This is a genomic window from Sorangium sp. So ce448, from assembly GCF_051520915.1.
Classification (GTDB): Bacteria; Myxococcota_A; Polyangia; order Polyangiales; family Polyangiaceae; genus Sorangium; species Sorangium cellulosum_B.
Genome location: NZ_CP150343.1, coordinates 750,142 through 764,654, shown reverse-complemented (window position 1 = coordinate 764,654; position 14,513 = coordinate 750,142). Strand labels below are relative to the sequence as shown.

13 protein-coding genes are annotated in these 14,513 nt (G+C 71.0%); 5 read left to right on the top strand and 8 right to left on the bottom strand.

Annotated features, from left to right (window positions below; all coding sequences use genetic code 11):
- Positions 1–115 precede the first annotated feature (115 nt).
- The 3 genes from WMF45_RS02860 to WMF45_RS02850 form a co-directional block, all read right to left on the bottom strand.
- Positions 116–1,018, bottom strand: a complete 903-nt coding sequence (locus WMF45_RS02860; RefSeq protein WP_437715429.1) for a hypothetical protein — start codon at positions 1,016–1,018, stop codon at positions 116–118.
- Between the two features lie 23 nt (positions 1,019–1,041).
- Positions 1,042–2,574: a S53 family peptidase gene (locus tag WMF45_RS02855; protein WP_437715428.1), complete on the bottom strand. Its 1,533-nt coding sequence runs from the start codon at positions 2,572–2,574 to the stop codon at positions 1,042–1,044.
- 119 nt (positions 2,575–2,693) lie between these two features.
- Positions 2,694–3,314 (bottom strand): hypothetical protein, encoded by a 621-nt coding sequence (locus tag WMF45_RS02850; RefSeq protein ID WP_437715427.1) that lies wholly within the window; start codon positions 3,312–3,314, stop codon positions 2,694–2,696.
- A 359-nt stretch (positions 3,315–3,673) separates the two neighbouring features.
- On the opposite strand from WMF45_RS02850, the gene WMF45_RS02845 reads away from it, so the two are divergent.
- From WMF45_RS02845 to WMF45_RS02835, 3 genes are all read left to right on the top strand, one after another.
- Positions 3,674–4,603: a homocysteine S-methyltransferase family protein gene (locus WMF45_RS02845; RefSeq protein ID WP_437715426.1), complete on the top strand. Its 930-nt coding sequence runs from the start codon at positions 3,674–3,676 to the stop codon at positions 4,601–4,603.
- Positions 4,604–4,766: 163 nt separating this feature from the next.
- Positions 4,767–5,459, top strand: a complete 693-nt coding sequence (locus WMF45_RS02840) for a glutathione S-transferase N-terminal domain-containing protein (protein ID WP_437715425.1) — start codon at positions 4,767–4,769, stop codon at positions 5,457–5,459.
- 491 nt (positions 5,460–5,950) lie between these two features.
- Entirely contained in the window at positions 5,951–6,625 is a 675-nt protein-coding gene (locus WMF45_RS02835; RefSeq protein ID WP_437715424.1) for a hypothetical protein, read from the top strand.
- 310 nt (positions 6,626–6,935) lie between these two features.
- Here WMF45_RS02835 and purU read toward each other — a convergent pair whose 3' ends face one another.
- The 3 genes from purU to WMF45_RS02820 all read right to left on the bottom strand — a co-directional run bounded on the left by purU (position 6,936) and on the right by WMF45_RS02820 (position 9,100).
- Entirely contained in the window at positions 6,936–7,829 is an 894-nt protein-coding gene (gene purU / locus WMF45_RS02830; RefSeq protein WP_437719484.1) for a formyltetrahydrofolate deformylase, read from the bottom strand.
- 105 nt (positions 7,830–7,934) lie between these two features.
- Positions 7,935–8,672 (bottom strand): histidine phosphatase family protein, encoded by a 738-nt coding sequence (locus tag WMF45_RS02825; protein ID WP_012233128.1) that lies wholly within the window; start codon positions 8,670–8,672, stop codon positions 7,935–7,937.
- Positions 8,673–8,794: 122 nt separating this feature from the next.
- A complete protein-coding gene (locus WMF45_RS02820) occupies positions 8,795–9,100 on the bottom strand; it encodes a hypothetical protein (protein WP_437715423.1) in 306 nt (101 codons plus the stop codon).
- A 350-nt stretch (positions 9,101–9,450) separates the two neighbouring features.
- Between WMF45_RS02820 and WMF45_RS02815 the strand changes: the two genes are divergently transcribed.
- Entirely contained in the window at positions 9,451–10,056 is a 606-nt protein-coding gene (locus tag WMF45_RS02815; protein WP_437715422.1) for a hypothetical protein, read from the top strand.
- 78 nt (positions 10,057–10,134) lie between these two features.
- Here WMF45_RS02815 and mgtE read toward each other — a convergent pair whose 3' ends face one another.
- Together mgtE and WMF45_RS02805 are read right to left on the bottom strand one after the other, a co-directional pair.
- The gene (gene mgtE, locus WMF45_RS02810; RefSeq protein WP_437715421.1) at positions 10,135–11,469 is read right to left on the bottom strand and encodes a magnesium transporter; all 1,335 of its coding nucleotides are present in this window, start codon (positions 11,467–11,469) and stop codon (positions 10,135–10,137) included.
- A gap of 372 nt (positions 11,470–11,841) precedes the next feature.
- The gene (locus tag WMF45_RS02805; RefSeq protein WP_437715420.1) at positions 11,842–12,459 is read right to left on the bottom strand and encodes a Maf family protein; all 618 of its coding nucleotides are present in this window, start codon (positions 12,457–12,459) and stop codon (positions 11,842–11,844) included.
- 340 nt (positions 12,460–12,799) lie between these two features.
- Here WMF45_RS02805 and WMF45_RS02800 point away from each other — a divergent pair, with 340 nt between their 5' ends.
- Entirely contained in the window at positions 12,800–14,512 is a 1,713-nt protein-coding gene (locus WMF45_RS02800; RefSeq protein WP_437715419.1) for a right-handed parallel beta-helix repeat-containing protein, read from the top strand.
- Position 14,513 lies beyond the last annotated feature (1 nt).

Here is a 14,513-nt window from a genome sequence, read left to right as displayed (position 1 = left end):
CGGCCGCCCGCCGACCAGACCGCCCGCGCGGCGCGACGTCTCGACCCGCCGAGCAGACACGGCAGTTCATCGCGCGCGCTCCCCCACCTCTCGCGTCGCCGAGCGGCGCTCGAGTTCACCAGCGCGGGTCGCCCTCGATCAGCCAATCGAGCACCCTTCGGGTCTCCTCGGCGACAGGCCCGTCGTACCGGTGGCCCGCCTCCTTGCTGCGCGCCACGCGAGTCAGCACCCCTGCCTTGTCGAGGCGCGCCGCCGCCGCCGCAGCGGCGCCGCCGCACCCGGCCTGCGCGCAGACGAAGAGGACCCGCTGCCCGCCGCCGTCCGCGAACGCCTTGGCCGTCGCCGGGGTCCACTTGTCGTGTCCGCCCTCGACCAGCACGAGGCGCGGGAAGAGCGCCGCCCGGCGCGCGGCGATCGCAGAGCCCATGATCGCGCCCAGCGAGAAGCCCGTGTAGAGCACCGCGCCGGGATCCACGTGCTCGGGAAAGCGCGCCCGCAGCGCCGCGAGCCCCGCGTCGATCTCCTGCTCCAGGCGGGCGTTGCTCTCGTACGTGAAGCGGACGTCGCTCGCCGACGGCGAATCGGGGCGCGCGACGCCCCTCGGACACAGGACGAAGACGCCGTCTCCCACGATGTCGCGCCACACCTGGCACTGCCACTCGGGCCGATCGTAGTTGCCGTGCGACGCGATGAGCACGGGACGCCGCGCGGTGGCGCCGATCGGCACCGACACCACGGCGCTCGGAAACCCCTCGACAGGGAGCTCGACGAACGGCGCGTCCGCGCGGAGCGGCGCAGCCTCCGCAGCTGCGGCCGCCGCGTCCCCGGCGGTGGCCGCCGGCGTCGCGCCGCCGTCCGCGGCCTGCGCTGCCTCTTCCCGCGCCGGGGCGGGTGCGACGCTGGGCGGCGCGGGCGCCGGACCGGCGGAGCGGCCTGAGCGGTCACAGCCAAGCGCCGCCGCCGCAAGGAGCGGCAGCGACACGAGCGAGAGGAAGAGGAACGTGACAGGGAACGCCATCCGACCCGGAGGATGACGCTTTCCTACGGGAGCGCCTCCGCGAGCTTGTCCGCGAGAGGAGCGCCCCAGCCGGTCGGATAGTCCCAGCCGGGCCCCGCGCTGAACCCCTCGGCGGTCTTGCCCTCGGTGATGTCGCGGAACGCGGCCTGCACACCCGCATCGGTGTAGAGCGCCCGGTTCAGCCACCCGGCGACGGGCTTGCCCTGCGCGATCCGGTGGCTGTTCACCGACGCCATCAGCCCGGCGAACACAGGCGCCGCAAACGAGGTGCCGCCGCGCTGATCCCACTCGCCCAGGAAGTAGAGCCAGTACGGGAAGTCCGACGACGCGCCCAGCGCGACGTCGGAGACCGCGCGCGTGCCCTGCGCGTCCGTCACGACGCTCTCCTGCCACCACGGCGTATCGAACGCGCGCGATCGGCCCGACCCCGAGCCGCTCCACGCCACCTCGCGCACGACGTCGCCGCCGCCGCTGAGCTCGAGCACCGTCCCGCCGACGCACGTCACATACGGGCTCGACGACGGCACGTCGGGCCTGCTCGAGTCGCCGCTCGCGACGACGATCGTCATCCCGAGCGCCGCGCCCATGCGCGCCGCCTCGTTGTATTGCTCGCGGATCGCCTGCGCCTCCGTCTCCTCGCGGTGCGCGAACGACGTCGAGAGCACCGACACCTCGCCGGCAGCGATCGCCTCGTTCCACGCATAGAGGATGGAGTGGGTGCGCGCGTCCGGCCCCTGGTACGCGATGAGCTCCGCCATGGGCGCCATCACGCCCGACCACTGCATGTCCAGCGTGGTCTCGATATAACGCGTGGAGATCGGATCCGCGGTGACCACTCTCTCGGGGTTATCGCGCGAGACGCCGAACGACCGCCAGAACGACTGGAGATCCAGGGTCTTGAACGTCGCCCCGACAACGACGCCGAGCTTCACGCCCTGCCCGCTGTGGCCTCCGGTGTGGAGCCCTTCGACCCCATAGGCCCGCGCGATCTGCGCGGGCGTGTACCCCTGCTCCAGCTCCGGCGGCGGCTCCTCCTCGATCGAGCCCCCCTCGCCAGGAAGCGGCTCGGTGTCCGCGGGGATCTCGACCGAGATGACGCCCGACGCGAGGTCGATGATCCGCTGCGGCGGCCTGAGCGGATCGAGCGCGCCGAACGTCCGGAGCGGCCTGCCGCCGGCCGCGGGGTTCTCGCGCTCGAAGTCGCGGAGCTCGGTGTCAAACGCTGTATTGAACTGCTCGACCGTGCCCGCGAACTCGAGCAGCAGCCGGTTCTTGGACCGCCGCCGGATCTCCATCCCCTGCTGGACGAGCCAGTCTTCGACGGCCGCGACGTCGCTCTCGGACGGGGCGTGGCGCTCCATCCAGGTCTCGACGGACATGTACTTCCGGAACGTGTCCGGCTTCCCGGGATCGTACATGTCCTCGATCGCGCTCTCGAGCCCCGGGACATCCCGGGTCGGGAACCCCATCAGCGCGCGGAAGCGGTCCTCCTCCGGCGCCGCGCCGAAGTCCACGTAGATCCCCGCGAGCGGCCGGGGAAGGCCGCTCGGGAGCACGGGCCCGTCTTTTCCGCACGCTGTGCCCCCGAGGGCGAGCAGCGCAACGCACCAAACCGAGAGCGAACGCATCAACGAGGCCCTGCGAGCGAGGGGGGAACGAGTCCGTCAGGCGCGTCTCAGCACCACACGTGCTCGATGAGGTAGCAGGTGTAGGTGCCCGGCAGCCATGTCTCGGGGCGTCCGCCGGTCACGTTGTCGATACAGTCCTCGCAGTAGGCGTGGATGCAGTCGGGGTCGGTGCTCTGCGGCTTCGCCCCGGGGCCCGACGGGGGCTCCTCGGTGTAGAAGAACCCGTCGATCCTCAGCTGGTCGAGCTCGCTCTCCGACAGCTTCCCGAAGGCGGCCTCGTTCGAGGAGATGCTGAACCGCTCGTCCGACGCCCCGGTCAGGACGGGCGCCGGGTAGTCGCCGTGGTCCGCCTGCTCGACGGCGGCCATCTGCTCGGAGAGCAAGATCTCCTTGCCGTTGCCGGTGGAGAGCTTGATGCGGGCGTAGTCGATGGCCCCCCCCGAGTAATCGAGGGCGTAGACCGTGTCTCGGCTCATGTCGAGGCTCAGGAACTCGCTCGTCTCGAGGGCCTTCGAGACCTCCGCCTGGGTGATCCGCTCGTGCGCCACCGCGTCATCGACGGGCGCCTCCTCCGACGCGCTGCATCCGGTGAAACCGGCCGCTGCGATGACGCCGAGCGCAACACTGAGAGCGAGCGATTTGGAAGAACGGATGGACTGTCGAATCATGATGGCGTTCCTTTCTTATGGGCTCACTGATGGCGCTCGCCTGGCCTCGCGCGGGCCAGCGGGAGCTCCCCCATGTCGGTCCTGCGTCGGTCCTGCAAACGATCGCTTGCTTGTCGGACGCCACGACTCCGGCGAGTCGAGTGGAATGAGGGGAAGATGAATTCATTTCAACGGTGCCGCAGGCACCCCATACCTGGCAAGTAATTTCCCGGCGCGAAAGACAATTCCATCGTTCTTTCTACCGCACAGTGGTCGGGACGGTGCACCGTGCGGGGCCTCGCTTACCCCGAGCCGCAGACGGGCCATGACCCGACTCAGGGGTTGCCGTGGAAGCCGGCCGCGGACATACCGGAGCCTACATGGAGGACGTGGCCAGATCGCCGTTCGGTTCAGCTGCTGTGTCCGCCGAGGCTGCCATCGTGGTCCTCGACGGCCCGCTCGGGACCGAGCTCGCCGCGCGCGGGGTCGAGACGCCGGCGCCGCTCTGGAGCGCCGCGGCCCTGCTCGATGCGCGCGGCCGCGACGTGATCCGCGCGATCCATCGGGATTATGCGCGCGCGGGCGCGACGGTGCACACGGCGAACACGTTCCGCACCAGGCGGAGGCAGGCGGGCGCCGCCTGGGCCGAGCTGACCGCGCGCGCGGTCTCGCTGGCGCGCGAGGCCGTGCGCGGCGAGGGCCCACCGCACCGGGTCGCCGGCAGCATCGCGCCGATCGAGGATTGCTACCGGCCCGACCTGAGCCCGGCCGACGCGCGGCAGGAGCACCGCGAGCTCGCGCAGGCGCTCGCGAGTGCGGGCGTCGACCTCCTCCTCTGCGAGACGTTCCCGCACGTCGGCGAGGCGCTCGTGGCGCTGGAGGAGGCGGTCGCCACGGGCGTCGATGCATGGGTTTCGTTCACGGCGGGTCCGGGGTCGGATCTGCTCTCGCCCGAGGACATCGGGCTCGCCGCGCGGGAGGCGGCCTCCCGCGGCGCGAGGGCCGTGCTCGTCAACTGCACCCCTGCGACTCGCACGCTCGCGCACATCGAGCGGCTCGCGGCGTGCGGCGTCCCGTTCGGCGCCTACGCGAACGCGGGCGCGGAGGCCGAGGGGCTCGGCTGGGGTACTGGCGTCGACCAGCGCGGCTCGGCGGCCGCGCGTTATGCGGAGCTCGCGCGCCGCTGGCTCGAGGCGGGCGCCACGATCGTGGGCGGGTGCTGCGGGACGGGGCCCGGGCACATCGCGGCGCTGCGCGCGCTCGTCGACGGGGCGAGGCCCGCGCGCGAACCGGCGGGCTCGCCGCGGTGAGGCGACGCGCCCAAACGCCGGTTGCTCCCCACGGGGCGACGTGCCACCGATTGTCCGACGGGCCGGGCGGCGCCAGCGCGGAGCGGCGCCCGGCAGACACGATCCATCGCCTGAGACAGCACGCCGTCGCGATCGGCGACGGCCCACGGACACGGAGCGCAAGATGATCGATCTCTATTACTGGCCCACCCCGAACGGCTGGAAGATCAGCATAATGCTCGAGGAGACGGGCCTCCCGTACAAGCTCATCCCGGTCAACATCGGGCGGGGCGAGCAGTTCAAGCCGGATTTCCTCGCGATCAGCCCCAACAACCGGATGCCCGCCATCGTCGATCACGACCCTCCGGGCGGCGGGGCGCCGATCTCCGTGTTCGAGTCGGGCGCGATCCTGCTCTACCTCGCGGAGAAGACGGGCCAGTTCATCCCCGCGGACGTCCGTGGTCGTCACGAGGTGACCCAGTGGCTCATGTGGCAGATGGGTGGTCTCGGCCCCATGAGCGGCCAGGCGGGCCACTTCAATCACTATGCGCCGGAGAAGATCCCGTATGCGATCGAGCGCTATACCAAGGAGGTACGCCGGCTCTATGGCGTGATGGACAAGCGGCTCGCGGACCGGCCTTTCCTGGCGGGCGAGTACTCGATTGCCGACATGGCGAGCTATCCCTGGGCGATGGCGCACGATCGGTACGGGGTGTCGGCCGAGGAGCTCCCGAACTTCAAGCGGTGGCTCGATGCGGTGCGCGCGAGGCCCGCCGTCGAGCGCGGGCTCGCGGTCGGAAATGAGCTGCGGAACCCGAGCCAGCCCATCGACGACGAGGCGAAGAAGTGGCTGTTCGGGAAGAAGCCCGACGCGTGAGCCGCCCGTCCCGCACGGGCCGCGCCCCCCGCGATTGGGCGGTGGTGCGCCCCGGGCGCGCGGCGCCTCGCTGACGGACTGCGACCGGGGCGGACAAACCAAGCTCCGGCGGGCCGTCCAGCGCGCCAGCGCGCCACGCCCGCCGCACCCCGGAGCGTCCTGAGCAGGGAGGGGCCACCAGCGCAGCGCGCCCTGCCGTCAGGGCTTCACCGGGCGCGCCGGGCCGCTGGTGCGCCCTGGCTGGACCCGACACGTCCTTTCGCCGGAGAAAAGCGCAGCGAGCGCTCCTCGACGATCCGCTCAGCCCGGATCGCGCGGGCTCCGCTGCGGGGCGCCGATCGCCCGAGCGCGCTGCATTGACGCCCTCGCGGACGTCAAGCACGCCGGGAGCGGAAACGTCTGCACAGCTCCGCCGGGCACACACTCTGCTCTGCGGTGAGCCGAGATGTCTGGGCCTGGTGGGCCCTCGCGGACATCGGGGGGAAGCGATCATGTCGATGCATAGCAAGATGCTGGTGCCTGCATTTCTTTTGGCTGCTCTGGCCGCCGGTTGTGCGGTGAATACGGACGACGCGGACTTCGATCAAACCGATCTCGGTGACGACGAGATCGGGGCCGTCGACCAGGCGTTGGAGGAGGAGAGAGGCGGATTCATCGGGATGGGCGCCGCGCAGCTCGCGCCCGGACAGGCCCAGATGGGCCCGAGCAAGGGCCAGATGTTCCCCGGCAAGGGCGCGCTCGGACCCAGCAAGGGCCAGATGTTCCCCAGCAAGGGTGTGCTCGTGCCGAGCAAGGGCCAGATGCTCCCCAGCAAGGGCGCGCTCGTGCCGAGCCAGGCCGGGATGTTCCCCAGCAAGGGCGCGCTCGGACCGAGCAAGGGCGTGTTCGGACCGAGCAAGGGTGAGATGTTCCCTGGAAAGGGCGCGCTCGTGCCGAGCCAGGCCGGGATGTTCCCTGGACAGGCTCAGATGCCGTCCAAGGCCGGGTTCGGCGGATATGCCGGCCAGCAATCCAGCCAGGGTATGCAGGGCTATGCTGGCCAGCAGGCCGGCCTCGGCCAGGCCGCCATCTCCCAGTCGGGTGCTTATGGCCAGTCGCCCGTCCTCGGGCAGCTCGCCCCCGGCCAGCAAGGCCAGATCACCGCGCCCGGCCAGCAGCGGCCGTAACGCCTCGCGCGCGCTGATCGGGCTCCCAGGGGAGCGCGCCCGGCCGCGCGCGCCTCCCCCGCGCTCGATCGCCCAGATTGCCCCGACTGCCCCACGGCCCGGGTCGGTCGGGGCATTGTCTGGAGATCCACAGCGGTCTCCGCCCCCTCAGCACCATCCAGAGCACACCGGCAGCAGAGCGACAGCAGAGCGGCGGTCACCCGCACAGGAGACGGGCCCAGATCGGCGTTTTCGGCGCGGAAGCGCACTCCGGTGCGCTGAGCACCGAAAACGCCGAGGTGGGCCCGTATCCGAAGCGGGTGACCGCCGCTCAAAAAACGACGGTGCGGCGGCCTTCTACGATGACCCGCCGCTCCAGGTGCGCCCGGACGGCGCGAGAGAGGACGAGCCGCTCCACGTCACGCCCCATCCGGGTCATCTCCTCGGGGCCCATCTGGTGATTCACGCGCGCCACGTCCTGCTCGATGATCGGCCCCTGATCCAGGTCCCGCGTCGCGTAATGCGCCGTCGCGCCGATGAGCTTCACGCCGCGCGCGTGCGCCTGGTGGTAAGGCTTCGCGCCCTGGAACGCGGGCAGGAAGCCGTGGTGGATGTTGATGACGGGCGGCGCCTCATCGAGCATCTGCTCGGAGAGGATTTGCATGTACCGCGCCAGCACGACGAGATCGACATGGTGCCTCTTCAGCAGGTGAAGCACCTGGCGCTCCTGCTCGCGCTTGGTCTCCGGGGTGATCGGGATGCAGAAGAAAGGGATTCGAAAGCTCTCGGCCACCGCCTCGAGCGTGGGGTGGTTGGAGATCACGAGCGGGATCTCGCAGCGAAGCTCGCCCGCGCGCTGCCGGAGCACCAGATCGTAGAGGCACGCAGGATCCCTGGTGACGAGGATGGCCATCTTCGGGACGTGATCGCTGTATTCCACCGACCATCGCGCCGAGAGCGACGCGGCGAGCTCGCGAAAGGCGGCCTCGATCGCGCCGCGGGTGGCCGAGCCGCCCAGGGCGGCGACGGCGGCCGGCGAGGCGAGGCCGGACAGATCGACGACGAGACGCATGAAGAAGCGCGGGCCCTCGTCCATGAACGCATCGGTGTGATTGCTCGCGTCGATGATGTTCAGGCCGATGTCGTAGAAGAACCCCGCGAGTCGCGCGACGAGACCGGGCTGGTCGGGAGCGGCGATGAGGAAGGTTGCGTGAACGGGACCCATCATACGGGTCATGTAGCTCGCCCCGAGGCGGAGGCGCAAGCGCGAGGGCCGGGAGAGACCGCGGGCGGGCGGCCGCCTGTCTGCCAGGCTGCCTGGCCGCGCGCGCTAGCGCCCCTCGCCGCTCTCGGAGGACGGCGGCCCAGACGGATCATCCACGAGCCTCGGCGCCAGCGTGGAGAGCTCCGCCCAGGGGATGCGCACGGTCCGCTCGACGTCGCGCAGGTGCGCGCTGTCGTTGTAATAGATGAGGTGCCAGGCCTCGGCCCGACCCCAGCGCCGCCTTCGCTGCCAGTGGGTGAGCGAGGTGTGACGGGTGGCGAAGTGCGCGCTCGGGAAGGCGAGCGCGTTCATCCTGAAGAAGTGGAGGAACGCGACGTCGATGAAGCCGCCGTGGGTGACGACGACGATCGTCCGCCCCTCGTGCTCGCGCGTCACGCGATCGAGGGCGACGGAGACCCGCAGCATGAACTGAGCCCAGCTCTCTCCACCGGGGCTCGCCGGCCGGTACGGCTCGCGCTCGAAATCGATCGCGTAGCGCACCATCGCCTCGCCGACCGGCATCCCGTCCGCCTCGCCGGGGCGGAGCTCCTGGACCTCGTCGTCGAGCGTGACGGGCAGCCCCAGGGCGGGAGCGACGATCTCGGCCGTCTGCTGCGCCCGGCGATAGGTGCTGGCGATCAGCACGTCGGCGGGGATCTCGCGCGTCGCGGCCAGGCGATCGCGCAGGCGCTCCGCCTGGAGGACGCCGAGCTGCGTCAGCCCGGTGTCCCCGCGCATCCCGCCCACGATATGGTTCACGTTGACCAGCGCTTCTCCATGCCGGATGAGATAGAGGTTCGTCACGATCTGAGCCTCCGAGGCGCGCGACCTTGTGGGGGGAGGGCCGCGCGGGGCGGTCCGCGCTCGCTAGGAAGAGCAAGGCCCCCCTCGAATGTCAAGGGTTTGTACCGCCGCCGCGCGGGCGCTCAGGGACAGCCGTGGAAGAGCGCGAAGATGGCCGCGCTCTCGGAGCAGACCTGCTCGTCGCGCAGGGCGCTGCAGAAGTCGTCCTCCGTCAGGAAGGTCTTCTTTCCGGTGCTGCCCTCGATGCAGGAGATCGAATAGACGAACCGCGAGGCGCCCTCCCCGGGCAAGCCTGGGATCTCCAGCTCGGAGCCTTCGCCCACCTGCGAGCCGCTGCCACCCGCGTCCTCCGGCGGATCGACGCCGAGCAACGGGAGCACCAAGATGGGAAAAATGCTGAAGAGACCGGCCATGAAATTCGGGATCATGGGTTTACCTCCAACGTCGATAGAAAGGCACCCTCGTACGAGGTAGCCATTGCAACCGTCGAATCCAACATGCATTCGACAGGCCAGCTCGGGTCATGTCCGCCCATTGCACAGCGCGCGTGCGCGGGGCGAGCCCGCGCGCGCGCCATCGTTGGGATCGAATGCGCGGCCGCCTGCCCCGTCCGGGTCGGAGGGGGCGCACGGGCCGCCGCCGCGTGATCGCGGCGGGCCGGACCGGCCCGCCTGGGCGCGGCCCGCCGGACCGGCCCGCCCGGGCGCGGCGCGCTGCGCCGCCCTTGCCAGCTCGCTCGGACATGGCCTACAAGGCGGGCCCTCTGAAGGAGACCCTCATGCACCGTCGCAGCTTCATCGCGGCCGCGCTGCTCGGCTTCGCGGCCCTCGCCGGGTGCGGGCCGCGCTGGCGCGTCGTGACCCAGGCGAGCCCCGACACGTTCGTCGGCCAGCGGTATTTCGCCCTGATGCCCATCGACTACGTGGGCCTCTTCATCCTCGACCAGCGCGAGGACCAGTACCTCGCCGGCAAGGACGCCGACGATCACCAGCGCTTCGTGGAGGACAAGGAGACCATCAACGAGGAGTTCACGAAGGCCCTGGTCGCCGCCGCCCAGGAGGAGGGCATCGAGGTCGCGCCGTCCGACGGCCACACGTCGGCGCCGTTCGTGATCAAGCCCTATGTCGGCTACATGAATCCAGGCTTCTACGCGGTCGTCTCCTCGGCCCCGAGCCAGATCCGGCTGACGCTCCGGCTCACGACGCCGGACGGCCGGGTGCTCGATGAGGTCCAGTTCTCGAGCCGCACGGCGTCGCCCATCCCGAACACGAACCTGAGCTCCGCGGACGCGGACAAGCTGAAGCCGGGCGGCCGCTGGCGCGAGGACGCGCGCGTGCTCGGCGCGTATGTGGCGCGCTACCTCGCGTCGCGCGTCAGCCCCTAGGCCCCCGCCGCCCGGGCTCTCCCCGGCCGCGCGCTTCGGGGAAGCCCCAGGGAAGTGCGCGGGGGGCGCTCGCCCGCTTCACAGCAGCACCCCGCGGAGCAGGAGCTCGGCCACGCTGAAGTAGATCACGAGGCCGGAGACGTCCACGAGGGTCGCGACGAACGGGGCCGAGGCGCTCGCCGGGTCGAAGCGGAGCGCCCGGAGCACGAACGGCAGGAGCGCCCCCGCCAGCGTGCCCCAGGTCACGACGCCGACCAGGCTGATCGCGACGGTCAGGGCGAGGAGCCCGTAGTGCGGGCCATAGGCCCCGAAGAGCTTCTCCCAGGCGATGACGCGCGCGAAGCCGATGGCGCCGAGGATCCCGCCGAGCGCGAGGCCCGACGCGAGCTCCCGGCGGCTGACGCGCCAGAAGTCGGTGAGCCGGATCTCGCCGAGCGCCATCGCCCGGATGACCAGCGTCGTCGCCTGAGAGCCGGAGTTGCCCCCGCTCGAGATGATGAGCGGCACGAAGAGGGCGAGCACGACGGCGCGGGCGATCTCGCTCTCGTAGTGCCCCATCGCCGTGGCGGTGAGGAGCTCGCCCACGAACAGGGCAGACAGCCAGCCCGCGCGCTTGCCGAGCATCCCGGAGAGGGGGGTCCGGAGGTAGGGCGCGTCGAGCGCCTGCATGCCGCCGAGCTTCTGGATGTCCTCGGTCGCCTCCTCTTCCACGACGTCCACGATGTCGTCCGCGGTGACGATCCCCTTCATCCGACCCTCGCTGTCGACGACGGGTATCGCCACGAGATCGTGCTCCGCGAAGGTCCGCGCCACCGCCTCCTGATCGGCGTCCTCGTTGACCGACACGACGTCGGTCTTCATCACGTCGCTGACGCGCTGGTCGCCGGGGGCGATCATGAGCTGCCGGAGCGACACCACGCCCCGCAGCCGCTGCTCGGCGTCGAGCACATAACCGTAGTAGATGGTCTCGAGGTGATCCCTGGCCTGCCGCTTGAGGTAGCTGATCGCCTGGTCGACCGTCGCCTCCGGCCGCACGCGCGCGAACCATGGGCTCATGAGCCCGCCAGCCTCGTCCTCGGCGTACGCGAGGAGCGCGATCACCTCGCGCCGCGTCGGCTCGTCCAGCAAGGAGAGGAGCTCCGCCTGGTCGGCCGGCGACACCTCGAGGAGGAGGTCCGCCACGTCGTCGGGCGCGAGCAGGCGGAGCCACAGCCTGCGTTCGCCCTTCGTGAGGCCCGCGAGGAGCGCGGCCTGGTCGGCCGTGGGGAGACCCTCGAAGAAATCCTCCGCGTCCTCGCGCCGCAGGCGGCGATAGGCCTGCACCCGCTCCTCGTTCTGCAGGGCCGACCAGGACAGCGTCAGATCCGCCGCCGTGAGCGCCTCGGCCGCGTTGAAGGGCGGGCGTTCCATCATCGCCTCACCTCGTCGAGCGCCTGGCCCGCCCCGTCGGCGTCGCCCGGCAGAAGATGCTCATTCGCGAGGGCCCAGCGGCAGGCTCGACCCTGGAACCACGATTAGCAACGGGCGCGCCACGGCCGCCCCTCCCTGGGAGCCCCGGCGCGCACAGCGCCGCGGCCCCCCGCCTGCGCCGTCGGACAGCGAAGCGCCTGGGGCAGCCGGCAACTTCCTGGTTCCCTCGGGCTTCTTCTTGGCGCTCGGATCGCGGCGACGCGCAATGGCGCGTCTTGGCGGGAACCTACCGTATCTCCCGGGATGCAGGCTCTTTCTCGGGCCTGCGGGGAGCCTGCCGGCGCTCTCTCCGACGTTCTGCGCGCACGCCTGCGCTCAGGCGCGCGCGGGCGGGTCAAGCCGATCGACCCCGAAGCGGCGCAGGAGGCGGCAGAGCGGGACGAGCGGCAGCCCCACGATGGCCGCCTCGTCGGCGTGGCGCACGTCGTCGAACAGCCACGGTCCGTGCTTCTCGAAGAGGTATCCTCCCGCGCTGCCGATGGGCCGATCCAGCTCGACATAGCGGCGGATCTGCGCGCGGCCGAGCGGGCGGACGCGGAGCTCCACCGTGACGATCTCGGCCAGCGTCCGCGGCTCGCCGGCCGCGAGCGGCACCCCCGGCGGCGCGTGCACCGCGACGGCGGTGTGGAGCGCGTGGACGCGCCCCGCGAGCCGCCCGAGCTGGTCTGCCGCCTCGTCGAGCGAGGCCGGCTTGCGGAGGAGCTCCCCATCGAGCTCGAGCGCCTGATCGGCGCCGATGATCAGGGCGCCTCCCCGCGCGGGCGCCAGGCTCATCGCCTTCCCCTCCGCGAAGAGGCGGGCGCACGCGAGGGGCGACATCCCCTCGGGCGCGATCTCCTCGAACGCCGGCGCGACGGCCTCGTACGCGAGCCCGAGGCGATCGAGGAGCGCCCTCCGGAAGGGCGACGTGGAGGCGAGGACAACCGGGAACATGGTCGGCTCCATGGCACGGAACGACGCGCGCGCCGAGGGGAACCGCCCGCCTCGCCCATCGCGCTGCTCCAGCCCCTCGCGCTCCTCCCGCTCCTCCCGCGCTTCACCCGTGTAGCCCTGCTCTTCACGCTCTTCGCGGCGTTCGCACCGATTCGCTTTTATTTACCAAAATTTATCGAGAAATGGCAGACGGCACGGATTCTAAGCAATGGCGAAAGCAGCTGGGTACACGGAAATAGCGGCAGGAATTCCTGCCGTCAGGTGTCGCCTGAATTACCCATCATGCATTTCATTAAAAAGCAGCTTGCACTCGGACTCTACAGCACGCGACAGTACGCCAATGCAGCAACTCAACACAAGGCACCTCGTCACACTCTCTCTCGTCGCGCCGGGCATCGGGCTCTCCGTGCTGCTCGCCGCCTCGCCGGCGAGCGCAGCGACGTACGAGGTGGGGCGGGGCAAGCCTTATGCGAGCCTCGCGGAGGTCGCCCCTCGCCTCGCTGCCGGGGATGTGGTTCTGGTCGAGGGCGACGCGACCTATCCGGGGGATCTGTTCTTCAAGAAGTCGGGCACCGAGGCGCAGAAGATCACGATCCGCGGCGTTCGCGTGAACGGCCGCCGCCCTGTCCTATCGGGGGGGACGAACACCGTGATCTTCGCTGGCAATCACTATACCTTCGAAGGCTTCGACATCACCGGCGGCTCGGGCCGCTGCGTGTTCCACAAAGCGCACGACATCACGATCCGCGACTCGGTGGTGCACGACTGCGCCGGGCACGGGATCCTCGGCGCCGACTCCGAGTCGGGCTCCCTCACGCTGGAGTACGTCGAGGTCTATGCCTGCGGCTCGGGCGACACCAGGCACCCCATCTACATCGCGACCGACGAGGAGACGCGCCTCGGCTCGGTGTTCCGCATGCGGCACTGCTATGTGCACGACGGCAATGGCGGCAACAGCGTGAAGAGCCGCGCGGAGCGGAACGAGATCTATTACAACTGGATCGAGGGCGCGAAATACCACGAGCTCGAGCTGATCGGGCCGGACGGCCAGGACGAGGGGCTCGCGCGCGAGGACTCCGACGTCGTCGGCAATGTCATCGTCAAGACCGGCCAGCACTTCGCCGTGCGCGTCGGGGGCGACGGCACGGGGCAGACGTGGGGTCGCTTCCGGTTCGTCAACAACACCTTCCTGCTCGCCCCCGGGTCGCGGCCGGCGATCAGGGTGTTTGACGGGATCGAGAGCGTCGAGATGAGCAACAACGTGTTCTACCGGCGCGGCGGCGGCGGCGTGGAGGTCTATGTCGACAGGAGCGCGACCTGGAAGACCGGAGCGGCGTTGATCTCGGGCGCCAACAACTGGGTTCCCACCGGCTCCTCGGCCATCCCGGCGGCGTGGACAGGCACGGTGCAGGGCGCCGACCCCGGCTTCACCAACCTCAGCTCGCTGGACCTCCGCCCGGCGTCGAACAGCCCGCTCGTCAACGCCGGCTCCAGCGCGACGCCGAGCCCGGCAGGGCACCCGTTCCCGAAGCCGCTCGCCGCGCCGCAGTCCTCGCCCAGGAGGGGCGTGCGCACGACCAGCGGACCGCTGCAGCGGCCGGTCGCTGGCGCGATCGACATCGGAGCCTACGAGTCCGGCTCCGGCCTCGCGGCGCTCGCCATGAGAACCGCGGACACCGCTCGGGACCTCGACGACGGCGACAGCAGCGCCGCGGAGGAGGGGTGGAACGTCGACGGCGATGCCGCCCCGAGCGACGGCGAGGCGGACGCCAGCGGCATCGACGACGGCGATGCAAGCGACGCCGACGCGGAAAACGACGCGTCCGCCGGCGACTGCGCTGCGGACGGCGACGACACCGCGGCGCGCGCCGCTGCGTGCTCCGAGGCCGCGCAGGGCAGCGCGGACGCTCCGCACGGCGCCCACGCCAGCGCGTGCAGCGTCGGCGGGGCGCTCGCGGGCGGCCCGGTCGCCGGCTCGGGGGCGTTCCTCGCCGGGGCGGCGGCGCTCCTCGGCGCCGCCCTCCGGCGGCGCGGCCGCCGCGCCAGGGCGTGAG